This is a genomic window from Microcoleus sp. A006_D1 (genome assembly GCF_036702805.1).
GTDB lineage: Bacteria > Cyanobacteriota > Cyanobacteriia > Cyanobacteriales > Microcoleaceae > Microcoleus.
Genome location: NZ_JAUBVZ010000025.1, coordinates 13,994 through 37,095, shown reverse-complemented (window position 1 = coordinate 37,095; position 23,102 = coordinate 13,994). Strand labels below are relative to the sequence as shown.

The 23,102-nt window shown below is 43.9% G+C and carries 27 protein-coding genes; 15 read left to right on the top strand and 12 right to left on the bottom strand.

Annotated elements, in window-relative coordinates; all coding sequences use genetic code 11:
• The 3 genes from QUB68_RS28200 to QUB68_RS28190 form a co-directional block, all read left to right on the top strand.
• On the top strand, positions 1–2,111 hold a 2,111-nt coding region (locus QUB68_RS28200; protein ID WP_332998215.1), incomplete at its 5' end, for a CHAT domain-containing protein.
• A 13-nt stretch (positions 2,112–2,124) separates the two neighbouring features.
• Positions 2,125–2,484: a hypothetical protein gene (locus QUB68_RS28195; RefSeq protein WP_332998214.1), complete on the top strand. Its 360-nt coding sequence runs from the start codon at positions 2,125–2,127 to the stop codon at positions 2,482–2,484.
• 170 nt (positions 2,485–2,654) lie between these two features.
• Entirely contained in the window at positions 2,655–4,142 is a 1,488-nt protein-coding gene (locus tag QUB68_RS28190; protein WP_332998213.1) for a hypothetical protein, read from the top strand.
• A gap of 129 nt (positions 4,143–4,271) precedes the next feature.
• Here QUB68_RS28190 and QUB68_RS28185 read toward each other — a convergent pair whose 3' ends face one another.
• The 3 genes from QUB68_RS28185 to QUB68_RS28175 form a co-directional block, all read right to left on the bottom strand.
• The gene (locus tag QUB68_RS28185) at positions 4,272–4,886 is read right to left on the bottom strand and encodes a type II toxin-antitoxin system PemK/MazF family toxin (RefSeq protein WP_332998212.1); all 615 of its coding nucleotides are present in this window, start codon (positions 4,884–4,886) and stop codon (positions 4,272–4,274) included.
• Between the two features lie 4 nt (positions 4,887–4,890).
• Positions 4,891–5,373 carry a type II toxin-antitoxin system antitoxin SocA domain-containing protein gene (locus QUB68_RS28180; RefSeq protein ID WP_332998211.1) on the bottom strand — a complete coding sequence of 161 codons (483 nt, stop codon included), beginning with the start codon at positions 5,371–5,373 and terminating at the stop codon, positions 4,891–4,893.
• A 342-nt stretch (positions 5,374–5,715) separates the two neighbouring features.
• Entirely contained in the window at positions 5,716–6,186 is a 471-nt protein-coding gene (locus tag QUB68_RS28175; protein ID WP_332998210.1) for a DUF4079 domain-containing protein, read from the bottom strand.
• 96 nt (positions 6,187–6,282) lie between these two features.
• Here QUB68_RS28175 and QUB68_RS28170 point away from each other — a divergent pair, with 96 nt between their 5' ends.
• Positions 6,283–7,761 (top strand): ankyrin repeat domain-containing protein, encoded by a 1,479-nt coding sequence (locus QUB68_RS28170; RefSeq protein WP_332998209.1) that lies wholly within the window; start codon positions 6,283–6,285, stop codon positions 7,759–7,761.
• 421 nt (positions 7,762–8,182) lie between these two features.
• Here QUB68_RS28170 and QUB68_RS28165 read toward each other — a convergent pair whose 3' ends face one another.
• Positions 8,183–9,121 carry a 2OG-Fe(II) oxygenase gene (locus QUB68_RS28165; protein ID WP_332998208.1) on the bottom strand — a complete coding sequence of 313 codons (939 nt, stop codon included), beginning with the start codon at positions 9,119–9,121 and terminating at the stop codon, positions 8,183–8,185.
• Between the two features lie 78 nt (positions 9,122–9,199).
• A complete protein-coding gene (purH, locus tag QUB68_RS28160) occupies positions 9,200–10,744 on the bottom strand; it encodes a bifunctional phosphoribosylaminoimidazolecarboxamide formyltransferase/IMP cyclohydrolase (RefSeq protein ID WP_332998207.1) in 1,545 nt (514 codons plus the stop codon).
• A gap of 583 nt (positions 10,745–11,327) precedes the next feature.
• Here purH and QUB68_RS28155 point away from each other — a divergent pair.
• Positions 11,328–13,235, top strand: a complete 1,908-nt coding sequence (locus QUB68_RS28155; RefSeq protein ID WP_332998206.1) for a PAS domain-containing sensor histidine kinase — start codon at positions 11,328–11,330, stop codon at positions 13,233–13,235.
• A gap of 371 nt (positions 13,236–13,606) precedes the next feature.
• On the opposite strand, the gene glcD is transcribed toward QUB68_RS28155, so the two are convergent.
• The 3 genes from glcD to QUB68_RS28140 form a co-directional block, all read right to left on the bottom strand.
• Entirely contained in the window at positions 13,607–15,082 is a 1,476-nt protein-coding gene (gene glcD, locus QUB68_RS28150; protein WP_332998205.1) for a glycolate oxidase subunit GlcD, read from the bottom strand.
• 13 nt (positions 15,083–15,095) lie between these two features.
• On the bottom strand, positions 15,096–15,980 hold the full coding sequence (locus QUB68_RS28145) for a DUF6671 family protein (RefSeq protein ID WP_332998204.1): 885 nt from the start codon (positions 15,978–15,980) through the stop codon (positions 15,096–15,098).
• A gap of 92 nt (positions 15,981–16,072) precedes the next feature.
• On the bottom strand, positions 16,073–16,465 hold the full coding sequence (locus QUB68_RS28140; protein WP_332998203.1) for a transporter: 393 nt from the start codon (positions 16,463–16,465) through the stop codon (positions 16,073–16,075).
• A gap of 82 nt (positions 16,466–16,547) precedes the next feature.
• Here QUB68_RS28140 and QUB68_RS28135 point away from each other — a divergent pair, with 82 nt between their 5' ends.
• Positions 16,548–17,804, top strand: a complete 1,257-nt coding sequence (locus QUB68_RS28135; protein ID WP_332998202.1) for a glycosyltransferase family 2 protein — start codon at positions 16,548–16,550, stop codon at positions 17,802–17,804.
• Positions 17,805–17,918: 114 nt separating this feature from the next.
• Here the strand turns inward: QUB68_RS28135 and QUB68_RS28130 are convergent, their stop codons facing one another.
• On the bottom strand, positions 17,919–18,089 hold the full coding sequence (locus QUB68_RS28130) for a hypothetical protein (protein WP_332998201.1): 171 nt from the start codon (positions 18,087–18,089) through the stop codon (positions 17,919–17,921).
• Positions 18,090–18,100: 11 nt separating this feature from the next.
• On the opposite strand from QUB68_RS28130, the gene QUB68_RS28125 reads away from it, so the two are divergent.
• The 9 genes from QUB68_RS28125 (at position 18,101) to QUB68_RS28085 (ending at position 21,097) form a co-directional block, all read left to right on the top strand.
• Entirely contained in the window at positions 18,101–18,331 is a 231-nt protein-coding gene (locus QUB68_RS28125; RefSeq protein ID WP_332998200.1) for a hypothetical protein, read from the top strand.
• Positions 18,306–18,602: a type II toxin-antitoxin system RelE family toxin gene (locus QUB68_RS28120; protein ID WP_332998199.1), complete on the top strand. Its 297-nt coding sequence runs from the start codon at positions 18,306–18,308 to the stop codon at positions 18,600–18,602. Before QUB68_RS28125 ends, QUB68_RS28120 begins: the two co-directional genes overlap by 26 nt.
• Positions 18,603–18,722: 120 nt before the next feature.
• A complete protein-coding gene (locus QUB68_RS28115; RefSeq protein WP_332998198.1) occupies positions 18,723–18,914 on the top strand; it encodes a hypothetical protein in 192 nt (63 codons plus the stop codon).
• A 96-nt stretch (positions 18,915–19,010) separates the two neighbouring features.
• Complete coding sequence (locus QUB68_RS28110; protein ID WP_332998197.1) at positions 19,011–19,235, top strand: DUF433 domain-containing protein; 225 nt, start codon at positions 19,011–19,013, stop codon at positions 19,233–19,235.
• A gap of 3 nt (positions 19,236–19,238) precedes the next feature.
• Positions 19,239–19,598, top strand: coding sequence for a DUF5615 family PIN-like protein (locus QUB68_RS28105; RefSeq protein ID WP_332998196.1), 360 nt, complete (start codon positions 19,239–19,241; stop codon positions 19,596–19,598).
• A gap of 152 nt (positions 19,599–19,750) precedes the next feature.
• Entirely contained in the window at positions 19,751–19,972 is a 222-nt protein-coding gene (locus QUB68_RS28100; protein WP_332998195.1) for a hypothetical protein, read from the top strand.
• 65 nt (positions 19,973–20,037) lie between these two features.
• Positions 20,038–20,262: a hypothetical protein gene (locus QUB68_RS28095; protein WP_332998194.1), complete on the top strand. Its 225-nt coding sequence runs from the start codon at positions 20,038–20,040 to the stop codon at positions 20,260–20,262.
• 40 nt (positions 20,263–20,302) lie between these two features.
• Positions 20,303–20,647: a hypothetical protein gene (locus QUB68_RS28090; RefSeq protein WP_332998193.1), complete on the top strand. Its 345-nt coding sequence runs from the start codon at positions 20,303–20,305 to the stop codon at positions 20,645–20,647.
• 126 nt (positions 20,648–20,773) lie between these two features.
• Complete coding sequence (locus QUB68_RS28085) at positions 20,774–21,097, top strand: hypothetical protein (protein ID WP_332998192.1); 324 nt, start codon at positions 20,774–20,776, stop codon at positions 21,095–21,097.
• A 98-nt stretch (positions 21,098–21,195) separates the two neighbouring features.
• On the opposite strand, the gene QUB68_RS28080 is transcribed toward QUB68_RS28085, so the two are convergent.
• The 3 genes from QUB68_RS28080 to QUB68_RS28070 all read right to left on the bottom strand — a co-directional run bounded on the left by QUB68_RS28080 (position 21,196) and on the right by QUB68_RS28070 (position 23,053).
• On the bottom strand, positions 21,196–21,753 hold the full coding sequence (locus QUB68_RS28080; protein ID WP_332998191.1) for a pentapeptide repeat-containing protein: 558 nt from the start codon (positions 21,751–21,753) through the stop codon (positions 21,196–21,198).
• Positions 21,754–21,819: 66 nt separating this feature from the next.
• Positions 21,820–22,644, bottom strand: coding sequence for a CFI-box-CTERM domain-containing protein (locus QUB68_RS28075; protein ID WP_332998190.1), 825 nt, complete (start codon positions 22,642–22,644; stop codon positions 21,820–21,822).
• Positions 22,645–22,819: 175 nt separating this feature from the next.
• On the bottom strand, positions 22,820–23,053 hold the full coding sequence (locus tag QUB68_RS28070; RefSeq protein ID WP_332998189.1) for a hypothetical protein: 234 nt from the start codon (positions 23,051–23,053) through the stop codon (positions 22,820–22,822).
• Positions 23,054–23,102 lie beyond the last annotated feature (49 nt).

Genomic DNA, 23,102 nt, shown 5'->3' with positions numbered 1-23,102 from the left:
CCGAACAATGGGCAAAGACGCAAAATAATCTGGCGACTGCCTACTATTTTAGAATCAGGGGAGAGAGGGCAGAGAATATCGAAAGCGTGATTGCATCTTGCACTGCTGCTACCGAAATTTACACCCGCGATGCCTTTCCCGAAAAATGGGCAACGACGCAAAATAATCTGGCTGCTGCCTACTCCGACAGAATCAGGGGAGAGAAAGCACAAAATATCGAAATGGCGATTCTTCGTTTCCGAAATGCACTAGAAGTTCGTACCCGCGAGGCTTTCCCGCAAAGCCATGCTGAAACCTTATTTAATTTAGGGCTTGCCTATCGAAAAGTTCCCAACTTGCGACTAGCTCACGATACTTTTGCTGATGCAATTAACACCGTAGAATTACTACGGACTGAAATTTATTCGGGAGATGAAACCAAGCAGAAATTAGCCGAAGAATGGAATAAACTTTATCGAAGTATGGTGGAAGTTTGCATAGAACTAAAAAACTACACCGAAGCCATAGAATACGCCGAACGCAGCAAAGCCCGCAACTTAGTAGAACTCCTCGCCACCCGCGACCTCTACCCCAAAGGTGATATTCCCGAAACCGTTATCAACGAACTCTCGCGCCTGCGTCGAGAAATTGATGCCGACCAGCGACGAGTGGACATCGAACAGATAAATCGTAACAACAACGGCGACACGATATCGGGAGAACGCAGCCCCCAAATCGACAACCTACAAACCACCATTCGCGATCAAACCAATCTAACCCAATTACGGCAACAACTAAATGAATTGATTGCCCGCGACATCAAACCCATTGACCCCGATTTCGCACTGACCCAAGAAGTTAAAGGCATCTCCTACAGCGAGATTCAATCCCTCACAGCAGAAAACACCGCTATCCTTCAGTGGTACATTACAGGCGACAGATTTCTTGCCTTCATCATCACGCCAGAATCGCCAACCCCTATAGTTTGGCAATCTTCAAAAGCCGACTTTAAAGCCTTAGAAAATTGGTTCAACGAGTATCTGAAAGACTACCAAGAAAACAAAACTCAATGGCAGCAAAACCTAGCCTCCCGCCTCCAAAGTCTAGCTAATATTTTGCATCTCAACGATCTTGTGGAAAGAGTTCCCAAACAGTGCAGTCAACTAATTCTAATTCCCCACCGCTTCCTGCACCTGTTCCCCCTTCACGCCTTGCCAGTTAGCCGTGAAACCTGGCAGCGGTTTAATTCAGAAACCCCGTCTCCAGAACCCACTAATCCTTGCCCGCTAGATTGCTTCAAACAAGGTGTCCGCTACGCCCCCAGTTGCCAACTCCTGCAACAGGCACAAAGGCGAGAACGCCCCAATTTCACACACCTATTTGCCGTCCAAAATCCTACCAATGACCTGGAATTTACCGATGTAGAAGTACAAGCAATCAGTCAGAATTTCCCACCCGAAAATCAAGATATTCTCATCCAAAATAATGCCATAAAATCAGCCATAAATGACAACCGCCTCCGCATCGCCCACTGCGCCCACTTTAGCTGTCACGGCTACTTTAACTTTCAGCAACCTTTGCTATCAGCATTACTGCTAGCCGACAGCGAATTACCCCCGCCAGCGCCAGCAGAATCAAACCCCAACCGTTATCAATCATTACAAAATGGCAACATTCTCGACCTTGACAAATGCCTCACCTTAGCAGACATCTTTGCCCTCGACTTCCGAGAATGTCGCCTAGTAGTCCTCTCCGCCTGCGAAACCGGCCTCAGCGACTTTAGCAGCATCAGCGATGAATATATCAGCTTACCTAGCGGTTTCCTCGTGGCCGGGAGTTCCAGTGTAGTACCGACACTTTGGACTGTGAATGATGTGTCTACTTCATTGCTGATGATAGAATTTTATCAGAATCTCAAAGCCGGGTTAAGCGTCGCTCTTGCCCTCAACAAAGCTCAACTTTGGCTGCGGGATGTTACAGTAGATAAGTTACAACAGTGGACAAGCAAACTTTCGATACGTCCCTCCCTAAAAGAGGATCTATACGTGATGCTTGATGAGTTAGACTCCACAGAACAACCACCTTTTCAATCGCCTTATCATTGGGCTGCATTTTGTGCAACTGGTCAGTAAAAATCAAATAATTATGCTCGAAAATAATCAAAAAAATATCAACGCCTTCATACACCTCATCAAAAATCAGAAACCCCTGTTTTTGATAGACAACAGGTATGAAGACCTTAATCAAGCAAAAGATACTTTCCGAGAAACAGAGGATGAACTTTCTGATGATATCATTGAATGGTGTGCAAAGTACACCGACATTCAACAAGCATTACGCCAGACTCGCAAAGAGTTGTTTCCACCAGCAACCAAATCTACGGAGGGCGATCGTCTACCCGGAAGCACAAAAATAAATCCTCCACCAAAGTCTTCACCTCCCAAAGCTGCCAAAGAAACGCTATTAAATGCCATCCAAGAAAGTTTTCCCAACCAGTCAAAATAGAAGACCCGGCGGTTGAAACCGCGTCTACACAAACAAAACCCGCCTCCGCGGGTTGAAGAGCGGGCGGTTAAAATTAGCTTATTTTATTCAGTCCCTCGCTCGCTCGGACATCGTTTGTATAAACCTGGTTTCAACCGCCGTCTTATCGAAACCCTATTAGGCTCTAGGTGATGAATAGCACTCAATTGACAGGCAAACTTGCCAACCCAAAACTAACGCTGTTTGCCTTTCAATTGTGCAACAACCTTGCCCAAGGCGACCAACAAACTGTAGACAATGCCGACCATTTATGGCATCAATGCGTTGCTTTGGGAAACCTGCTGCAAACTAATCCAAAACTCGATTCTTTACCCGAACATCTTGCCAACACAAAAAGCCAAAATAGCCAACAAAGCGAATATTTAGAACTTTATGCAGATAGAATCCTATCATTTACGACTCTCAGCCAACCGGACAAAGTACCCCTAGAAGGCGCAATTTATCCGGTGCAACTGCACGACACTTACGCCCTTGACTTGACGCTGCTTGCCGCAGACACAGTAGAAATCAACCAACTAAACAATCTAAATTTTCAAGGTTGTCTGCTACCCAAGAAAATCCAAGCATCACTGGGACAAACCCTGGTATTATTTGCCAAACCCGTTGATTTTTCCGGTGATTATAAAGAATTAGCAGCAGCTTGTGTAGAAGCTTTGTTTCAAAATGTAGAAAACCAGCCCAAACCCTATTTCATAGCAGAGGGAAAACTTCTCGGTAGTCCCATTTTTGAATTTGACAATCCTCAAGAAAATCCGAGTTTAAACTGCCACATCCTAGTCTGGTTCAACACAGATGAAAAAACTTCAGAGTTAGAGAATAGTGGTGATTATTATAATCCGCTGCTCAATTTGTTATGCTGTCGAACTAAAATCATTTACGCCTATTACCAAGCGCAGCGCTGCAACGAGAAAGCGAGGAAACTCTACAGCCAATTAGAAGCCAAGGTGAAAGAGTTTAGCAATTTAAAATCTGAGCCAAAAGAGCGACTGCAACAACTCGAAAATTTTCTGATTCAACTTCCCCAAATCGGGTTTGAGTATGCCCGCTATTTGCGAGATATAGAACTTCACCTGACTACAATTGAAACGAATGCTGACAATTATACTTACTGGCGCAAACAACTTGTCAGTTGCAGCATCGAAGGAACAGATAACTTAGATTTTATCCAAGATTTTTTGACTGGGAGTTGCCAGATGTTTCAGAAACAGATTAAAATCAACATGAGTTATCTTACCGCAGGACGGCAATTGTTTCAACAGATGATTGAAACTATCCGAATAATTGTGGAATTGGACGGTCAAAAACAACAAGCAAAGTTTGAGTTAGCGGAAAGAAAGAGCGATACCGAATTGCAAAACACGATTCAATCAGTAGGTGCAGGCATCGGTGCAGGCATCGGTGTAGCCGGAATCATTGCTAGCAGCTATCCTCTCATAACGCAAGTTCCAATAGCACCTTTTTCTACATCTTTACCACCCCATCCCTTTGTATTATCTCTCTTCTTCAGTTTATTATTCGGCGCAGGCTTTGGCTTTGGTACTTGGCGGTTAACTCGCAAAATTAAGCCCAAGGATGCAAATAATAGCAATCAGATAATTGGTAGAATACCGGGCGGTTGAAACCGCGTCTATAAAAACAAAACCAGCCTCCGCTGGTTGAAGAAAGAGCGCTTAAAATCATGCTACTCTCTTCAGTCTGCGGAGGCAGACATCGTTTGTATAGGCGCGGTTTCAACCGCCGTCTGCATCTCACCATAATTCGAGATCACTTATGACTTTTTCTAAATCAATCTTTTTCGTCATCTCCTGCGGCAAATAATCAAAAACTTTCTCTAAAACTTCCACAGACACATTGTTCATCAACCAATCATCACTACAATTATCCCCAAGATTAAAAAAATACATTAAACGTTCCTCTATCGACTCCTTATCTCCTTTATCCACTTGTCCAACTCGCTCAAACCAATTCCCTTGCGAGTCCTTAAAACAATTAGCATCAACAGTACATATCTGATGCACTAAAGCTAAGGAATTCTTATCAAGACCATTTTTGCTGGTCGAGTTAATCGGATACGCTGTTGGCAAACCTTTACAGGTTTCTTGGAAAGTTAAGGGAATCACCGTAAAAGTTTGTAAGCATTCAGAGTTATCTTGAAATTGGTCAATTTCCCAAAAGAGATAATGATGCTCTCCCCGTAAAACCCTACTAGAATTAACTATCCGTGTACAATTAAACGTCTTGCATTCCATCTTCCCTGGTTCACTTAAATCATAAATGTGATTGTGATTTTGCTTGCAATAAAGAGATATTTTCTGGGGATTCACCAAATAAATCCAACCTTGACGAGGTGTTTTTCCAGCCACGTTATCACCCTAATTCACTGATTAATTTTTGTCTTTCTGTCTCAAGATTCAGTCTCACTACTTGCTCTAGTTGATGGCTATCTTTAACCTCAATCATTGGGGCAGTGCTGTACACATACTTTAGTAACTTCTGGATTTTCTCCTGTCCTGAACCTGCCCATTCTCTGCGAATGTTTTCCAGCATTAGTTTTAGTCCTACGGGCAATTCTAAATCATCGATATTACCTGCTTCGGCACCAAGTCGGATAAATATGGTTTCTCCCACAGATTCTTGCACAATTGTTTTGCCATTCATTTGATTTAAGGCGACAATTATGTCTTCGTTCCAAGGGCTATAGTGATAATAACGCCAATTGAGTTCTGTAAGCTGTTTGCTCGTCCATTTGACAGCATAAAGGTCGGCTAAATACAAAAATTTGATTAATTGGGTTTTTGTAATATGACCTTTTGTGGCGTAAACAAAATACTTGATGAGGGTTTCTAACATGGCTTTGATTCTTTGTAGGGTGCGTCGCTATAAAAATTCATAAATTCCATCGATCATGTTATCGCGATGCACCTTACGACAGTTGGACAAGAGTAAAAGAGAGGGTTATTTCTACTCGTTAACAGGCTCTGCCTGGTAACGCAGATTCGGAGGCTCTGCCTCCTTAATTATGTGCCGAGGCAGAGCCTCTAGATATGGATTCCAAGGCAGAGCCTTGGAACCAGTTACTGTTACGATTAAAGAAACCGGGTTTTTAGCAGAATTTACGTCTACAATGGGTATTTTCGTGAAAAACCCGGTTTCTGGACACCCGCAGGCAAGTCCTAAATCGTACTTTAACCGTTACATTTTACTGATAATCCTTTGCACGATTTCGACACCTGTTACCGCCTGCCACCCAAACAGCCCCAACAGCGCCACATTCAGGAAGATGTGAGTGTATCTCGCCCAATTTTGACCTTTTTGCATCAACGGAGTCAGCGAGGCTGAAATCGCAATTATTGCGGTCATTCCCAAGCCTGCTACTAGGTGCGGGGCGACAAATAGTTTGCCGTTGTTGATGTAGGTGACTGCCATTCCGCCGATCGCACCTGTTACCATCAAGGCTAGCAGCAAAGAGCCCATCTGGTGGTGCTTGATGTTGAATTTGCCCTTAATTAACTCTTTTTTGACATCGCCTTCCGCACTTCTGGTGCGGCGGATTTGAATGCCCAGATACAAAGCATAAAATGAGATTGCTAGCAATACCCACATTAAAACTGGGTGGAAGAATTGGCTCCAAACTTTCACAGACTGCGGAATTTCGAGATTCATAGTGTTCTGAGGATTAGCAAACATACTTCATAAAACTTAGCATACCAGTCAGTCCGTCTCGTGCGACGGTACAAATATACGGTATGAGAGACTATTATGCCTGCCACTAAACAAGACGCTGTATTGATTCAAGCTGCCAAGACTGGTAACATTATTCACGTCCAAGCTTTACTCGCTAAGGGCGTTGACGCTAATGCCAAAGACTCTGAGGGGACGACGGCTTTGATGTTTGCCGCCCAAAAGGGCTATACGGAAATCGTGCGTATTTTACTAAAAAATGACGCTAATGTCAACCATGTGAGCAGGCGTTTTGGGCTGACGGCTTTGATGCTGGCGGCGGCTCACAAACAGGCTGATGTTATGCGGCTGTTGTTGGCGGCGGGTGCTGATGTTGATGCTAAAAATGATGATGGAAGTACGGCTTTGATGGCGGCTTCTCTGAAAGGCGATATCAATGTTGTGCGGCTTTTACTTGATGCTAAGGCTGATGTGAATGTCCGAGATAAAGATGGAGATTCGGCTCTGAAAATAGCGGCTTTATCGGGGCACGAAGCTGTTGTTAAAGCTTTGGCTGATGCGGGTGCTATTGCTGACAATTCTATGCTGTTTTTAGCTGTTAGTCAAGGTAGCGCTGAAATTGTCCGAATTTTGCTTAACTGCGGTGCGGATGTTAATCTTAAAAATCTACAGAGCAAAACTCCTTTAATGCAGGCTGCGACGGCGGGCAATTTGGCTGTTGTTGAGGTTTTGTTGGCTGCTGGTGCTAATGTGGAAATTCCTGACAAAGACGGCGAAACTGCTTTAACTTTGGCGGCGGATTTCGGCAATGTTGATGCGGTGCGAGCTTTGCTGGCTGCGGGTGCTGATGTTAATGTGAAAAGTGGAGATGGCGGCACGGCTTTGATGGCTGCTGCTGGGGGAAATTTGCCGATCGCCCTTATCTTACTCGATACTGGCGCGGATATCAACGCTAAGGACAAAGATGATGAAACTGCGTTGAATTTTGCGGTGGTTGAAGGCTGCGAAGATGTGGTGGAATTGCTCTTAAACCGAGGTGCTAGTGTCGGTTCTAGAAATCGGTTGGGCGATACGCCTTTGCTGGTGGCTGCTGTTCACGGTCATAGTGCGATCGTATCAGCTTTGCTGCAAAAAGTAAACTCAAATCAGGCTGATTTTCTGAATGCTAAAAACTTTGGGGAGACGGCTTTGACGCTGGCTGCTTTTCACGGACATACTGAGACGGTGAAAGCCTTGCTTGACGGCGGTGCTGATCCGAATGTCCCGGCGGATTTGGGGAAAACTGCTTTGATGAAGGCGTGCGATCGCGGTTATATGGCGATCGTCCAAATATTAGTCGAAAAAGGTGCAGATGTCAACTTGCTGGATGATTCCGGCGCAACTGCTGTCATGTGGGCCGCACATCGGGGTTACGCTGATGCAGTTAAGATTTTAATCGCTGCTGGTGCAGAGTTAAATCACAAAAATCCTGGCAATTATACAGCTTTAATGTTAGCTGAGTTTAAAGGTTATTCCACTGTGGTGAAATTGCTCAAAAATGCAGGAGCACAAGAGTAAATATAGCATCGCGGGAGACGTAGACGGCGGTTGAAACCGCGTCTATACAAACCAAGCAGACGGCGGTTGAAACCGCGTCTATACAAACAAAGTCCGCCTCCGCGGACTGAGGAAAATGCCGTATCAAGAAAAAAACGTAATGTTAACCATCCATTCTTCAACCCTTGGCAATGCGGGTTTTGTTTTTGTAGGCGCGGTTTCAACCGCCGTCTACTCTTGAAAATATCTGCGTTTATCTCCGTTTATATGCCTTAAATCTGCGGTTTTGCTATTAGACCTCTTGCAAAAGTCCTTTTAATCAAATTTTGGAACGGGCAAGATGCCCATTCCACAAGAAAAAAAATTTTTGTGGGATGGGCATCTTGCCCGTCCTAGCTATTTTTGCAAGAGGTCTATTCATAAAAGATTTAGCCAAGAAGTCTCAATCCGCTTTACGCACCCAGCCATTAATAGTAAACCGACTATCAGCAAAAGCTTTCGAGGGACAGCTAACTCGCAAAACTTCGTGCATATAGCGGCTTAGGAAAAATACAATGCTATTATTGCGAGGTTCCACAGTTCTGAATGTCTCATCTGCAACATAAAAATTGTTCTCGACTTTGCTATCGTAAATCAGCAATTCGCCACCTGAAAAAGCCTTGGGCTCTCGATTGAAATAATAAACATAAGTAAAAAATCTGGTAGCTGTATCTGGTGAACCGCTGTCGTTATGCAGTTTATAAAAGTTGTTGTCATTGTGCAGAGTTAGCTGAGCTTCTATGTCACCAAGCGCAAATGAGGGTAGATTTAATTTACGCAGCACGTCGGGGAGAATTGCTTTGATGCGATTCACCATCAATTCGGAAAATTCGGGGAAGGAGTGAAGCACCATCGAACGGCGGTAATCTTCGGCATTTGTTGAGGTGCTGGTACTTACAAATTCTGATTCTTTTGCTAAAACGTATTTGATTAGTTTGTTCTTTTCTGCGGCTGTCAAAAAGTTGTCTATTTGGGCGTAGCGAGATATTAAGTCGTCATTTACAGGCGCGGAGACTGGAATTTCTGCGGGAATTTCTGCGGGAATTTCTACGTGAATTGCTGGCTGCTGCGGTTGAAATTGCTGCAAGTAAATTGGGGGCTCAGTGACTAATCCGACTAGGTGTTCGCCGGGAAAAGAAAGGCTGGAACGCCCGTCGTCTATGGGGATTTGAAATAAGGTGGAAAAACCTGGTGTCTGTTGCGTGCGATCGACTAATGTTTTGACAAGGCTGTGCAATAATGGTGTGTCTGATTTGAGAATGACGGTGCACTGATGTCCGCCAGTAAGCAGGATTTTAACTTTTATGTCTTGGGGTTTTATTTGCTGTTGAGTGTAAGTCATAATTTTTTAAGGACGCAATTTTGGAAGCAATTCTGGAAGGACACAACAGTGTTGTGTCCCTACTATAGGGTATTATTCCTAATGCAAGAAGTGGCGGATGTCGGTAAACACCATTGTGATTCCGAGTTGGTTAGCCGCCTCAATGGAATCTTTATCGCGCATACTACCTCCCGGTTGGACGATCGCAATTATCCCCGCGCCCGCCGCCGTTTTTACGGAATCGTCGAAGGGGAAGAAGCCGTCGCTAGCCAAAATCGCTCCTTTGCTCTTCTCTCCTGCTTGTTCCAATGCTAGTTTAACCGATCCCACGCGGTTCATTTGTCCGGCGCCGACACCGATTGTAGTGCGATCGCGCGTCACAACGATCGCATTCGATTTAACGTGTTTCGCTACTTTCCAAGCAAACAGCAATTCTGCTAACTCTTCAGCAGTCGGCTGTTTCTCAGTAACTGCGCGCCATTTGCTAGTTTCTTCTACTACATTGTCCGAGTCTTGTACCAGCAAACCACCTGCAATAATTTTAACAGTTTGCGCTGGCCCTTGAGTCAAATCAGGCAAAATTAATACTCGAACTTTCGCCTTCTTTTTGATGATTTCTTCGGCTTCCGGTTCGCACCCCGGCGCCACAATACATTCTAAAAATGTTTTAGTTAACGCCGTTGCGGTAGCAGCATCAATCGGACGGTTGAGGGCGACAATTCCGCCGAAAGCTGAGACTGAATCCGTGTCGAAGGCTTTTTGATACGCTTCGGAAATAGTTGTTCCCAAGGCTGTCCCGCAAGGATTTGTATGCTTCAGAATAGCGGCGGCGGGAGTCTCCGGGAATTCTACAATCAGCCGCCTTGCTGCTTCTAAATCTACTAAATTATTGTAGCTTAATTCTTTGCCTTGCAGGATGGTGCTAGTTGTCCAGCCTGTCGGTGTAGTTCCGCTTTGATACCAGGTGGCGGCTTGGTGGGGGTTTTCGCCGTAGCGGAGTGTTTGCAGCTCTTTTCCTGATACATTAAACTGTTCTGGTAGCTTCGATTCGGGCTCGGATTTGCTGCTGAGATAATTTGCGATCGCGCGATCGTAGTTTGCTGTATGTTCAAATGTTTCTAGCGCGCACTCTTGCCGGAATTTTAAGGATGCTTCCCCGCCGTTTTGCCGAAGTTCTGCTAAATAAGTATTGTACTGGTCAGGATTGCACAAAACTGTCAAATGAGCGTGGTTTTTCGCGGAAGCTCTCAGCATCGCCGGCCCGCCGATATCTATCTGCTCGATGGCGTCTGCAAGTGTTACCCCCGGTTTGGCAATTGTCTGTTCAAATGGATACAAATTGACTACAACTAGATCGATCGCCCGAATTTGATTTTCGGTTAAATCTGCGAGGTCTTGTGCTACATCGCGGCGCGCTAAAATACCTCCGTGGATGCGCGGGTGAAGTGTTTTGACTCGCCCTCCCAAAATTTCGGGAGAACCAGTATATTCCGCAACTTTAGTGACGGGGATGCCAGCTTCTTTGAGGGCGCTTGCTGTCCCGCCGCTGCTAATTATGTCAAATTCAAATTCTTCTACTAGACTGCGCGCTAAGTCGATTAGCCCGGTTTTATTGGATACGCTCAGAAGTGCTAGACGTGCCATTGGTTTGAAGTTGCGATCGCAAAAATAGACAGGTTACATTCTATATCAAATCTGGCGGCAGGGACACAATTTAGTAATTGGCAAGTAAATCATTGCGAAAAAACAATAGTATCTTGTAGGGGCGGGTTTAGCTAAGAATCTATGATACAAGCCAGTTTATGAAGGCAAAACCCGCCCTCCCCATCTAATGTTTATTTGTACCCACCTACTTAATTATGATGATTTTTTAAAGTAAAGATGAGTTTGCTTTTTACTCAGCGTATTTTTTTCAAATTTATATAATAATTTATACTTTGCCGTTGCTTCTAAATATTTAGAACTTGCCCGTCGCTCCTATTATTTTGTCCGGTGCGAGGGGGATTCAAGCCCGATCTCGCCTTAATTGTTCGTATCCATACTACGTAAATGCCGATGTTGTTGAAATTACTTAGTCAATTGTGAATAGATAATTAGATGGCAATCGCTCTAGAATCTTAACCAGATTTTAGGATGAATTCTAAAAGTCATGTGCTAGCATCAGGTGTAAATTGTTCTCTCGGTAAATTGGCACGAAAAGTGGGGGAGAGCAACACCTTAATAAAAAATGGCAGGTTTAAATATGTCTTTTCAAGAAGCAGATCCCAAAAATAACCTCAGTAATATTAGCAGTAGCCAAAAAGCAACTACTAAAAACATGATCCAGAGAAAAAACTATCAAAATTTACCCACAAATTTAGCCGAAAATTCGGCAGATACCAGCATTTCAGAAGCTTATCTTGTTAATCTGTGCCAATTGCAGCAGATGCAAATAGCAATGGAACAGCTAAAACAGGATTTGAAAGCTAGCGAATCTCGGTTTCGGAATGCGATCGCCAAAAATGCCGACGGTATCGCAATCGTCAACAAACGAGGGCTTGTCTGTTTTGCCAACCCGTCAGCAGAAGCGCTGTTTAACTGCAAAGCAGAAGAACTTTTAGGCCAAGCATTTTTTGGCAATTTGGTAGTAGAAGGTTCAGCTTGCGATATTGAGATGGATACGGATATTATTCCGCAAGTTGGAGAAACAGATGCAGCAGGAATGCGCGTCGTGAAAACAGAAGTTGAAGCTATTAGCAAGCACAAAGCAAATGCTGTAGTAGAAATGCGGGTGGTGGAAACGGAATGGGAGGGAGAAATGGCTTATTTAGCTACCCTGCGGGATGTTACCGATCGCAAGCGCGCCGAAGAAATGCTTTGGTTGTACGATCGGGCTATGGCAGCTACCAGTACCGGAGTTACGATTTCTGACGCAACTAATCCCGAACATCCGATTATTTATTGCAATCCCGCCTTTGAAAGTATGACAGGTTATCGGCGGGAAGAAATTATCGGGGAAAACTGCCGATTTTTGCAAGGAATCGATACCGACTCCGAGGCACTAGAAATCATCCGCCAAGCATTGCAAACTGACAGCGAATGTCAGGTAATATTAAAGAATTACCGCAAAGACGGAACCGCTTTTTGGAATGCTTTATCAGTATCTCCCGTGCGCGATAGCACCGGAAAATTAACTCATTTCATCGGCGTACAGAGAGACATCACCGATCGCAAACAAGCCGAAGAAGCATTGCAAAAATCCGAAGCACAAAGCAGACAACAAGCAGCACAACTAGCAGCAACAATTGAGGAACTCAAAACCACTCATTCCCAATTAGTCCAGAGCGAAAAAATGTCGAGTTTGGGATTGCTAATTGCCGGAGTAGCTCACGAAATCAACAACCCCGTCAGCTTTATCTACGGCAATCTCGCTCACCTCAAAGATTATACTCAAGACTTGTTTCACATCGTCGAACTTTACCAACAGCACTATCCCAATCCAGTTGCGGAGATTCAACAAGAAAGAGAAGATAATGAACTAGATTTTTTAGCGGAAGATTTACCCAAAATACTGTCTTCAATGAGCGTTGGTGTCGATCGCATTTGCCAGATTGTCCAGTCGCTGCGGAACTTTTCGCGGCACGACGATTCACAAATGAAACCCGTTAACCTCCACGAAGGTATTGACAGCACGCTGCTAATTCTCAATCACCGTTTGAAAGGAAACGGCGAAAAACCGCCAATTCAAATTGTCAAACAATACGGAAACTTGCCACCTGTTGAGTGTTTCCCAGGGCCAATCAATCAAGTTTTTATGAATATTCTCAGTAATGCGATCGATGCTTTAGATGATGGGAACATTATGCAAAATCTTCAAGAAATGCCAGAAAAATTCCGCCAGATTAGAATTTATACGGAAGTTGTCGGAGATTTTGTAGAGATCAAAATTGCCGATACCGGGCCCGGAATAACTGAGGAAGTCAAGCAGCGCATATTCGATACATTTTTTACTACAAAACCCGTTGGAAAAGGCACGGGAATGGGTTTGTCAATTAGCTATCAAATTATTGTAGAAAGACACAAAGGCGAATTCTATTGTACTTCGGAATTGGGCAAGGGCACGGAATTTACTATCAAAATTGCGATCGCACATTAGCCTACTTAGCCATAATAAAAATTGTTTTTAGATGCAGCAGACGGCGGTTAAATTAAGTTATTCTCTTCAACCCGCGTCGGCGGGTTTTGTTTGTGTAGGCGCGGTTTAAACCGCCGTCTGCATCTGCGTAATTACGGTTAAATTATGTTATCCTCTTCAACCCGCGTCGGCGGGTTTTGTTTGTGTAGGCGCGGTTTAAACCGCCGTCTGCGTCTTCAACCCGCGTCGGCGGGTTTTGTTTGTGTAGGCGCGGTTTAAACCGCCGTCTGCGTCTGCGTAATTACGGTTAAATTATGTTATCCTCTTCAACCCGCGTCGGCGGGTTTTGTTTGTATAGACGGCGGTTTCAACCGCCGTCTACATCCGTGGAATTAAAACACCTCCGCACCCTCCAACTTCTTCATAGTTTCAACCTTAGCCCTCGCCGCTTCCCCGCAAGTCTTCGGCGTCGGAAACATCTTCCCAGGATTTGCCAAACCCTTCGGATTAAACACCTGACGCACCCACTGCATCGTCTCCAAATCTACCTCCGAAAACATATCCGGCATAAAACACTTCTTATCAGCACCGATGCCGTGTTCCCCCGAAAGACTGCCGCCGACTTTCACGCAAAGCCTGAGAATTTCCCCGCCCAATTCTTCCACCTTTTCCAGCGCACCTTTTACCGAGTTATCGTACAAAATCAGCGGGTGCAAATTCCCATCTCCCGCGTGAAATACATTAGCAATTCGGTAGCCGTATTTCTCGCTCAAACCCTCAATTTCTTTCAAAACATAAGCCATTTGCGTGCGCGGAATTACGCCGTCTTGCACGTAATAATCAGGGCTGAGATGACCCGCCGCCGCAAAAGCAGCTTTCCGCCCTTTCCAAATTTTCATCCGCGTTTCCAAGTCATGAGCCGTCGTGATATTTCGCGCTCCATTCTGCTTGCAAATATCCGCAATTCGCTGTTTGTTTGTAGCAACTTCCACTTCTAAACCGTCAATTTCTATCAGTAGAATTGCCGCCGCATCGCGGGGATAACAACCAGTTGCTACAACATCTTCCACAGCATTGATGCTGATGTTGTCCATGATTTCCATGCCGCCGGGAATAATGCCAGCGCTGATAATATCGGAAACCGATTCGCCCGCTGCTTCTATGCTGGCAAAATCGGCTAGGAGAACGCAAATAGATTCTGGCGCTTTGAGAATTCGCAGAGTAACTTCTGTGGCGATGCCTAAAGTGCCTTCGGAACCGACAAATACACCAGTTAAATCGTAACCGGGCATTTCGGGAATTTCGCCGCCAACCTCGACAATCGAACCGTCGGGAATTACCAATTTTAATCCTAAAACGTGATTGGTTGTAACTCCATATTTCAGGCAATGAACGCCGCCAGAATTTTCGGCAACGTTGCCGCCAATCGAACAAACAATTTGACTGGAAGGATCGGGCGCATAGTAGAAACCTGCGCCGCTAACTGCTTGCGTTACCCAGTTATTAATTACTCCCGGTTGTACGACTACTTGCTGGTTTTCTAAGTCTACTTTCAGGATTTTTCGCATCAGGGCTGTGACAATCAGCACGCAGTTTTCTACGGGTAAAGCGCCGCCGGAAAGCCCGGTGCCGGCGCCTCTAGCTACCCAGGGAATGGAATTGCGATCGCATATTTTGACTACATTTGCCACTTCCTCGGTAGTTCGCGGCAATACCACCAGGGCGGGGCGCTGGCGGTAGCTAGCGAGTCCGTCGCACTCGTATACAATCAATTCTTCGCGGCGCTGCACTACGCCGTTTTTGCCCACTACAGCCTCAAATTCTTTAATAACGGGTTTCCAGTTGCGTTCGGTTTCTACGGCTATCATTAGTAACTTAATTTTAAGGGTTGCAATACTGACACTGAGCGGGATCGGCAGTCTCTCGACCGTCGGGAAACAGTTCTTCTTTAGTATAACCGCAGTTTTTGCATTGATAAATAGTCGATCGCACCAACTGAGTCGGAAAATAGCAAAGTCCGCAGGGCAATCCGATTTTCCTCTGGGCAACCTCGAATCCCGGCCAACCGCACTCCGGGCAGAATTGCTTGAATTTTTTAACTAAATCGAGAGTTGCATTTTCAATGTTTTTCATCCGAGTCGGATTGTACATCGCCCGCATATCTGTTTCGAGATGAACTCGATTAGTTGCAGATTTTTTTAAGCCTGCTGTCACAGCATCAAAAAGTTGTTTATCTGTCGCAATGCCCTTGACAATTTCCCCATTACCCAGTGCAGCATCGCCAACTACAACAACCAGTCCGTGTTCGGGAAATCCAGCTTTTTCAGCAAAATCATCTGCTTCTTCCATACTAGAAACTAACTGGTGACTGTAATTAGTTTCTACGGACAAAGATTCGCCGACAAGTTCGAGATTGTTGGCTCGATCTAATAAAAGTACGATTTCTCTGTTAGCTGGCAGATACGGCATCATTGGGTGAGGGCCGAAAGTGCCTTCGCTGGCAAATGCCAGAGTTTCACCTGCAATTGCTAGAGCTTTTTCGGCTTTCTGGCGAGCCGCTTCTCTTTGAGTTCCGAAGCGTTTAACTTCTCTGGTAAACGTGCCGAAAGCGTCAGTGTCAAGCTCGGCAGGTACGCTAATTTTGACTCCTAATTCTCGTTCCAAAATAGGAGCCATCACCCGTTCTTTTCGGTGCATAGTAGCAAGAACGGCGGTGCGATCGCTCAATAATTGATTGGGATTCACAGACTCAGAAATATTAGACATACAGCAGCATCATTTCATAACAGAAGACTCAAATACACCCTTCGCTCTAAATTATCAATTCAGCACTCAAGCGTCAAGCTTAAAAGCGATCGCTAGTTGCCTCCAGTCACTCCCCCAGCTTGACCTCTGAGTACAAAAATTACTCCGGTCATAATCAAGGCGACGCCTACCAACCGCAGCGGCGGCAAAGGCTCGTGAAATATAAGTTTCCCGCCTAAAACAGTAAACAGGTAACTAATTGACAGTAAAGGCGAGACTATGCTAAGGTTTGCCCGTGACAGAACGACGATAAAGCCGATCGAAGAAACTGCATACAAAGAAAGACCGCCTACAATCAACGGCTGAGTTGCCATTGCTACGACTTTTTCGACTAAATTATCAGCGCCAATCGGCCCTAATATTTTAGCTCCTGCCTTCAGACTGAATTGACCTGCGACGCCGCACAAAATAGCAGCAAGCAAGACCAGAAAAACGCTTCTATTCATTAGTTCACCAACTTATACTACAGCACCAGAATTGCCCACACAAAAACTACCCTTAACATTTTAAATTAAGTTTGATTTAGTTTTGTTTGATTTCAATATTTTTAGCAAAAATAGTGGAAAATCAAGGATTGTCGATCGCGATCGAGAGTGGAAAACACAAATGGCAGAACAGACCAAAGCAAGCGGGGAAAACACTCTCGAACTATCGATACTTATGCCTTGCCTGAATGAGGCAGAAACTTTAGAAATTTGCATCGAGAAAGCCCAGAGGTCGCTGCGCGAACTTGATATTGTCGGCGAAGTTATCATAGCAGACAACGGCAGCACGGACGGTTCTCAAGATATCGCCGCCAACCAAGGGGCCAGAGTCGTGCCGGTAGCAGCCAAAGGCTACGGCAGCGCGCTGATGGGGGGCATCCTAGCAGCCCGCGGAGTTTATATTATCATGGGCGACGCTGACGACAGCTACGATTTTTCCAACCTCGGCGCTTTTGTCGAAAAATTGCGGGGAGGCTGCGATTTAGTGATGGGAAACCGCTTTCAAGGGGGCATCAAACCGGGTGCAATGCCGCCGCTACACAAATATTTGGGAAATCCGGTGCTGACATGGGTTGGGCGACTATTCTTTGCAAGTCCCGCCGGCGATTTTCACTGCGGGCTCAGGGGTTTTAGGAGAGACTCAATTTTGCAACTCGACTTGCAAACAACGGGGATGGAATTTGCTAGCGAAATGGTGGTGAAGGCTTCTCTGTACAAGTTGCGGATAAGTGAAGTCCCAACGGTACTTTTTCCCGACGGGCGCAGTCGCCCGCCGCACTTGCGAACTTGGCGAGATGGCTGGCGACACCTGCGATTTTTGCTGCTTTACAGTCCTCGCTGGCTGTTTTTGTATCCGGGTGTGGCGCTGATAATTTGGGGTTTAATTGTCGGCATTTGGCTGTTACCTGGTACTCAAAAGATTGGTAGTATTAGGTTTGATGTGCACACGCTGCTTTATGGGGCGATCGCAATTATCATCGGTTTTCAAGCAGTAACTTTTGCTTTTTTCACCAAAGTTTTCGCCATCAGCGAGAAACTGCTGCCCGCAGACCCGAAACTAAATAAAATATTTCGATATGTTAGCTTAGAGACCGGATTGATGGTCGGAGTTACGCTAATTTTAATTGGCATAGTTGGGTCGTTTTTGTCATTAACTATCTGGAGCGAAACTGCGTTCGGTTCTCTCGATCCTTCTAAAACTCTGCGTTTGGTTATTCCTTCGCTGACTTGCCTGACTGTGGGCTTGCAGATGGTGCTGTCGAGCTTTTTTCTCAGCGTGCTGAGTTTGAAACGGCGATAGAAAATAAATCAATTTCGGCGACAAACTATACATTTTTATTGTACCAATATATGATATAAGATTAAAGTTTGAGTGCCAATAATGCTGTGTGAGATTCGGCGGGAGTCAACCGAGTCAGCAGCGGAAAAAGATTGAGTTGAAGGTGAGGGAATATTTAGGATTGATGGCAGGGCGATCGCCTGCGGGATAGCTAGGCTTCAGGCTGTTTGGGAGAAAAGGGCGATCGCACGAGCCAAATTTCTGACTATCTGGTAAAATAAAACAGGTAGCTCTAATAATTTTCAATAGCTATAACTATGAAAACTCAAGAACTTCGCCAGAACCTCAAGCAATCGATAGATCGCTTATCTCCTGAACGGCTGAGCGTTGCTGCTGATTTCTTAGCTTATTTAGAAGAACGTGAAATCAATGAAGCTACGATGGAATTATTGAAAATTCCCGGTTTTCTGGAAGCTTTTAATAAAGCCCGAATAGATGTAGCCGCAGGTAAGGTGACGACCGTTGAGCAACTCAAACGAAAATACTGATGAAAATCTGGATTTTTATTCAGTTGTCCTTAGCTTTGATGCTCAGGAATTTTTTGAAGAAGGATCAGGTTCTTTGCAACGCAAGCTAGATCGATGTTTTGAGATGTTGAAAACTGACCCTCGCAGTCATCCAAATATTAAGCAACTTAAAGGCGACTTAGCTGGATACTATCGCTATCGCGTTGGAGATTATCGGGTTGTTTATTACATTGATGAGGAGCAAAAGCGGGTGGTTGTGACTGTGATTGCTCATCGTCGTGAAGTTTATTAGAGCGATTACCTATGGGATAGCTAAGCTTCAGGCTGTTTGGGAGAAAAGGGCGATCGCCTGAGCAAAATTCACTCAAGCCCGGTATAATTTATTAAAACTCCCAAAGACTAGGAGATTAAGATGCAAGTCAAAGACATGACAGTTGAGCAACTGCGGGACTTGATTCGGCATACGGTTGAACAGTGTTTAGAAGAATATTTCGGCGATCCTGATTCGGGTTTAGAAGTTAAGGAAGAAGTCAAGCAGAAATTGCTAGAGTCACGCTCAGCGCAAACAAGCAGGAGAAAGCGGTATCCCGGCTGGGGAAGTTGATAAAAAAATTGGTGTAGGGATTAAATAAATAAGAAAGAAGGGCGATCGTCAACTTTATGACTTAAAATAGAAGAGACGTATAGCGCTGCGGTCAAAATGGACAGGATCTCCGTCAACCCTCAAATTCACTTCGGTAAGCCTTGCATCGCGGGTACGCGCATTACTGTACAGAGCGTTCTAGAATTACTCAATGAAGGGCTTTCTTTTGCAGAAATTATCCGAGACTACTATCCCGATCTGGAACTGGATGATATTCGGGCGTGCCTACAGTATGCGATCGCACTGGTGGCTGCTGAAGATGTTCATTTGGCATTAGCTTAAATTATGAAATTCCTGATAGATCAAGATGTGTATGGTGTCACGACAAAGTTTTTGATTGATGGAGGACATGATGTAATTATTGTCGCTAAAATAGGTTTAGCGCAAGCAAGTGATGAAGAAATACTTAGAGTGGCGCAGTCAGAAAATCGCATCGTTGTTACGCGAGACAGAGATTACGAAAATCTTGTTTTTGTGAGGGCGATCGGAACAGGTGTTATTTACCTTCGAGTCTTACCTAAAACAGTGAATGAAGTCCACAACGAACTAGCAAAAGTTATAGAAAATTACTCTGAAGTGGAACTAAAAGGGGCATTTGTGGTGGTAGAACCTGATGGACATCGGTTTAGAAAACCACTGACATAGGGAGTTGAATTAGTCTGGTGTTGGAAAGGAAAAGGATCTCGCACTTTGGGAAGAAAAGGGTGATCGCGCTTTAAGAAGAAAAGGTCGATCGCACTTCCAGCCAAAATCAGTATATATTAGAGTTAGAGCTAAAAAATACCAGTAAAAAGTCTATGCCGACTTATAATGAGGTACTGACTCAAGTTCAACGCCTCGCCCTGTCTGACCAACTCCGATTATTAGAGGAATTGAGAAAGATCGTTCATCAGGGGGTTGAAGTTGAAGGCGATGATGAGGTGATTTCAGCCCAAGAGATAGCAGAAAGTCAAGCAGCATTGGCAGATTATTTCGCGGGGCGCGATCGGGGAATCTCTTCAAAAGAACTTAAGTTGTAACATAACTCATAACTAGAAATTGTTATATAATAGCTTCAGATTCAAAAATCTCAACATAGAGCATAATGTCTACTTATAGCGAGGTACTGAGTCAGGCTCAAAGTCTCACTCCTGAAGAGCAACAGCAACTTTTAGAGGTGTTGTCAGCATTGATGCGCGATCGGGCAACAACTCATATTCAGGGTAGCAGTGAAAGATTGCCCAGGAAAAATCTAAAGAGATGGCGCGGTTTTTTGCCGTATCGTGTGGATGCTCTGGAATTCCAGTTGCAACTAAGAAAAGAAGGCTGAAACGCTAGAATAGTAAAAACTAAAAAATCAATGAAAAACTATGAGTACCCAACGCTGGAATGATCATATGTTAGACCGCTTGGCAGACAAAGTAGATGGTCTAGCCGATAGGATAGAAGGTATAGCTAGTATAGCACAGAGCAACTCTCACGCCATTGAGAATAATAATCGCCTCATTGAGAGTAATGCTCGCGTGATTCAAGCTTTAGCTAATGTGGCAGCAGAGGCAAGAGAAGAACGGCAGCAGTTATTTCAAAGGATGGATCAACAGCAGGCTAATATTGACCGACAACAGGCGAATATTGAGGGTTTGAGAACGGAGACGGTGCGGATGCTTGATATCCTCTTAAATCAGCGCAATCAGGGAGATAATCCAAATTCTTAATAAAGGTCGATCGCACTTTGGGAAAGATAAGGGCGTACTTGGTGAAGAAAAGGGCGATCGCGGTATGTACGCCAAGAAACTCAAATAAAAGTTATCATAAAAATCACCAAATAAGGAGAAAAATCTATGAGTACGCAACAATGGGATGACGCTCGGTTAGATCGTCTAGCAAACTCGGTAGAAAGTTTGACTCAGCGGGTTGATAGTATAGCGATCGCAACAGAGAATAATAATCGCCTCATTGAGAGTAATGCTCGCGTGATTCAAGCTTTAGCTAATGTGGCAGCAGAGGCAAGAGAAGAACGGCAGCAGTTATTTCAAAGGATGGATCAACAGCAGGCTAATATTGACCGACAACAGGCGAATATTGAGGGTTTGAGAACGGAGACGGTGCGGATGCTTGATATCCTCTTAAATCAGCGCAATCAAGATGATAATCCAACTGCTTAATCAAGGGCGATCGCACTTGGGGAAGAAAAGGTTAATAGCGGTAGCAAAATTCTAGACTATCTGGCATACTTAAACAAGTATATTATAATTGTCAATAGCTACGATCCACGACGTAAATTAAAAACTGTATGATCGGGCATCATTACTTTAGAAGCAAAACGTGCTTTACGCAGATTTATTTCAGTGATTTTTGCACCTATAAAATTTACGTTTATTAAACGAGCATCTGAAAAAGTTGCATCAATCAAATTTGCATCACAAAATATAGTATCATACATAATCGTCGAATTAAAGTTTGCACTAGCGAGATTTGCATACATAAAGCTTGCATCCCTGATTCTTGCACAAATCAGCTCTGCTTCTACAAGATTCGCGTGTTCCAAATTGGCTTGTGTAAAATCTCCTCCACCAAGATAAGCTTCAGACAGATTTGCAAAACGGAGATCTGCTTTTTGAAAATTTGCAATTTCAAGATGTGCTATCCCGCTAATATCTACGTAAGAGAGATTTGCTTTTTCAAAATTAATGCCCTTAAGTTCTGCACCAATCATACTTGCATTACTTAGGTCTGGTATTACATGAGGGTTATTCTTGCGCCAATTATTCCAATAAACTACTCCTTGTTTCAGTATCACAAGATGTTCACTATTAGCCATTATTTTTCCTGTTTTTTAGAATTTTGTTAGGCGATCGCCCCCTGCACCCTCTCCCATCCTACTTTATTAACTTTTCACTTGTCGGCTACGCATCCACTCAGCTAAACGCTCTAGCTGATGTCTTAAAAAGCTCTTGATAACCGGCTGCCTTTTCACATAGTTAGCGATGCTAGGGCTGATATTGTAGTATAAGCTGACTAACGCTTGACCTACAGGATTGGTTAAAAGTTTTTTGTCCCGGAAATTGCGGAAGGTGTCGATGTCTGGGTGTGCGGAAGTGGAGTAAGCTGCGGTGGCGATGAAGCAAGAGCTACTAGAACTACTAATACTAACTCCTTTGGATGGTACAAGCAATGTTTTATAGGAACAACATTTGTCATAGTTTGAAACCATTTCTACAAATGTAGGATCGTCTGAATTGTCAAGAACTTGAGATAGGTCTTTTAAAACTGCTTTAGATGCATCTAATGGAATTTCCTCATAAATCAATTTTATTCCTTTACTTATATTTTTATAAACAATGAATTGTTCAGCATCTAAGTTTTTTTCATATTTACCAATTGTCTCTACTATTTCTTCAAGCTTATTTTGGAATATTAATGACTTGTAAGGTTCGCTGAGTTTGCCATAACATTCTTTGACTTTATCTACTAAGCCAAGAAGCCAAAAAAGTAACATAATTTGGCTGTCCAAACAAACTACGTCACCTACTTCGGCAGATCCAAGAAAAAACATGAAGTAAGTTAAAGCCTGGTTATATTCTTCAATAGCTTTTTGATAGTATTGTACTTCTCGATATTTTTTAGCTTCCAAACAATAGTTTGTAGCCTTTTGAAAAGAATCCATTGAGCCAGATGATATACAATCAATTTCACTAAATATCTTAGCCATGTTTCCATTCCTATTGAATATTTTTTATACAGCAAACTCGTATATCGTACCTTGAAGATATCGATCGCCTAACCTTTAACTTTTGCTGTAAATGTTGGCGATCGCAACTTTTATCAATCAATCCTTCCATTTCTGAAGCGTAGTTGCGTAGTAGTTCGCTTTACGACAAGCTTCATCAGGATTTTTCATTTAGTCTTTTGGTTTGCGAAAGAAGCTTAATTGCTTTCTTTGCGTCTGAATCACCGTCTTTAGCCAGTTCCTCTAACTCTGTAAAAGTATTACGTTTTACACCACCTGGATATTCATATTGAATTTTGGACTTTCCAAAATCTTTCTTAATTTGGCGCAACTCTTCATAAGTGTAGTCGCCACCAAACTTTTCTATGAGTGCTTCTGCTTGTTTTCCCATTTTTCGCTTAATATTAGTGAATGTACAAATCCTTTATCCTTAGACACTG

What these genes read in the sequence shown, in the direction of transcription:
- QUB68_RS28195 (WP_332998214.1), top strand. Translation starts at nt 2,125, where the DNA reads ATGCTCGAAAATAATCAAAAAAATATCAACGCCTTCATACACCTCATC.
- QUB68_RS28190 (WP_332998213.1), top strand. Translation starts at nt 2,655, where the DNA reads ATGAATAGCACTCAATTGACAGGCAAACTTGCCAACCCAAAACTAACG.
- QUB68_RS28180 (WP_332998211.1), bottom strand. Translation starts at nt 5,373, where the DNA reads ATGTTAGAAACCCTCATCAAGTATTTTGTTTACGCCACAAAAGGTCAT.
- QUB68_RS28175 (WP_332998210.1), bottom strand. Translation starts at nt 6,186, where the DNA reads ATGAATCTCGAAATTCCGCAGTCTGTGAAAGTTTGGAGCCAATTCTTC.
- QUB68_RS28170 (WP_332998209.1), top strand. Translation starts at nt 6,283, where the DNA reads ATGCCTGCCACTAAACAAGACGCTGTATTGATTCAAGCTGCCAAGACT.
- QUB68_RS28165 (WP_332998208.1), bottom strand. Translation starts at nt 9,121, where the DNA reads ATGACTTACACTCAACAGCAAATAAAACCCCAAGACATAAAAGTTAAA.
- purH (WP_332998207.1), bottom strand. Translation starts at nt 10,744, where the DNA reads ATGGCACGTCTAGCACTTCTGAGCGTATCCAATAAAACCGGGCTAATC.
- QUB68_RS28155 (WP_332998206.1), top strand. Translation starts at nt 11,328, where the DNA reads ATGGCAGGTTTAAATATGTCTTTTCAAGAAGCAGATCCCAAAAATAAC.
- glcD (WP_332998205.1), bottom strand. Translation starts at nt 15,082, where the DNA reads ATGATAGCCGTAGAAACCGAACGCAACTGGAAACCCGTTATTAAAGAA.
- QUB68_RS28145 (WP_332998204.1), bottom strand. Translation starts at nt 15,980, where the DNA reads ATGTCTAATATTTCTGAGTCTGTGAATCCCAATCAATTATTGAGCGAT.
- QUB68_RS28140 (WP_332998203.1), bottom strand. Translation starts at nt 16,465, where the DNA reads ATGAATAGAAGCGTTTTTCTGGTCTTGCTTGCTGCTATTTTGTGCGGC.
- QUB68_RS28125 (WP_332998200.1), top strand. Translation starts at nt 18,101, where the DNA reads ATGAAAACTCAAGAACTTCGCCAGAACCTCAAGCAATCGATAGATCGC.
- QUB68_RS28115 (WP_332998198.1), top strand. Translation starts at nt 18,723, where the DNA reads ATGCAAGTCAAAGACATGACAGTTGAGCAACTGCGGGACTTGATTCGG.
- QUB68_RS28110 (WP_332998197.1), top strand. Translation starts at nt 19,011, where the DNA reads ATGGACAGGATCTCCGTCAACCCTCAAATTCACTTCGGTAAGCCTTGC.
- QUB68_RS28105 (WP_332998196.1), top strand. Translation starts at nt 19,239, where the DNA reads ATGAAATTCCTGATAGATCAAGATGTGTATGGTGTCACGACAAAGTTT.
- QUB68_RS28100 (WP_332998195.1), top strand. Translation starts at nt 19,751, where the DNA reads ATGCCGACTTATAATGAGGTACTGACTCAAGTTCAACGCCTCGCCCTG.
- QUB68_RS28095 (WP_332998194.1), top strand. Translation starts at nt 20,038, where the DNA reads ATGTCTACTTATAGCGAGGTACTGAGTCAGGCTCAAAGTCTCACTCCT.
- QUB68_RS28090 (WP_332998193.1), top strand. Translation starts at nt 20,303, where the DNA reads ATGAGTACCCAACGCTGGAATGATCATATGTTAGACCGCTTGGCAGAC.
- QUB68_RS28085 (WP_332998192.1), top strand. Translation starts at nt 20,774, where the DNA reads ATGAGTACGCAACAATGGGATGACGCTCGGTTAGATCGTCTAGCAAAC.
- QUB68_RS28080 (WP_332998191.1), bottom strand. Translation starts at nt 21,753, where the DNA reads ATGGCTAATAGTGAACATCTTGTGATACTGAAACAAGGAGTAGTTTAT.
- QUB68_RS28075 (WP_332998190.1), bottom strand. Translation starts at nt 22,644, where the DNA reads ATGGCTAAGATATTTAGTGAAATTGATTGTATATCATCTGGCTCAATG.
- QUB68_RS28070 (WP_332998189.1), bottom strand. Translation starts at nt 23,053, where the DNA reads ATGGGAAAACAAGCAGAAGCACTCATAGAAAAGTTTGGTGGCGACTAC.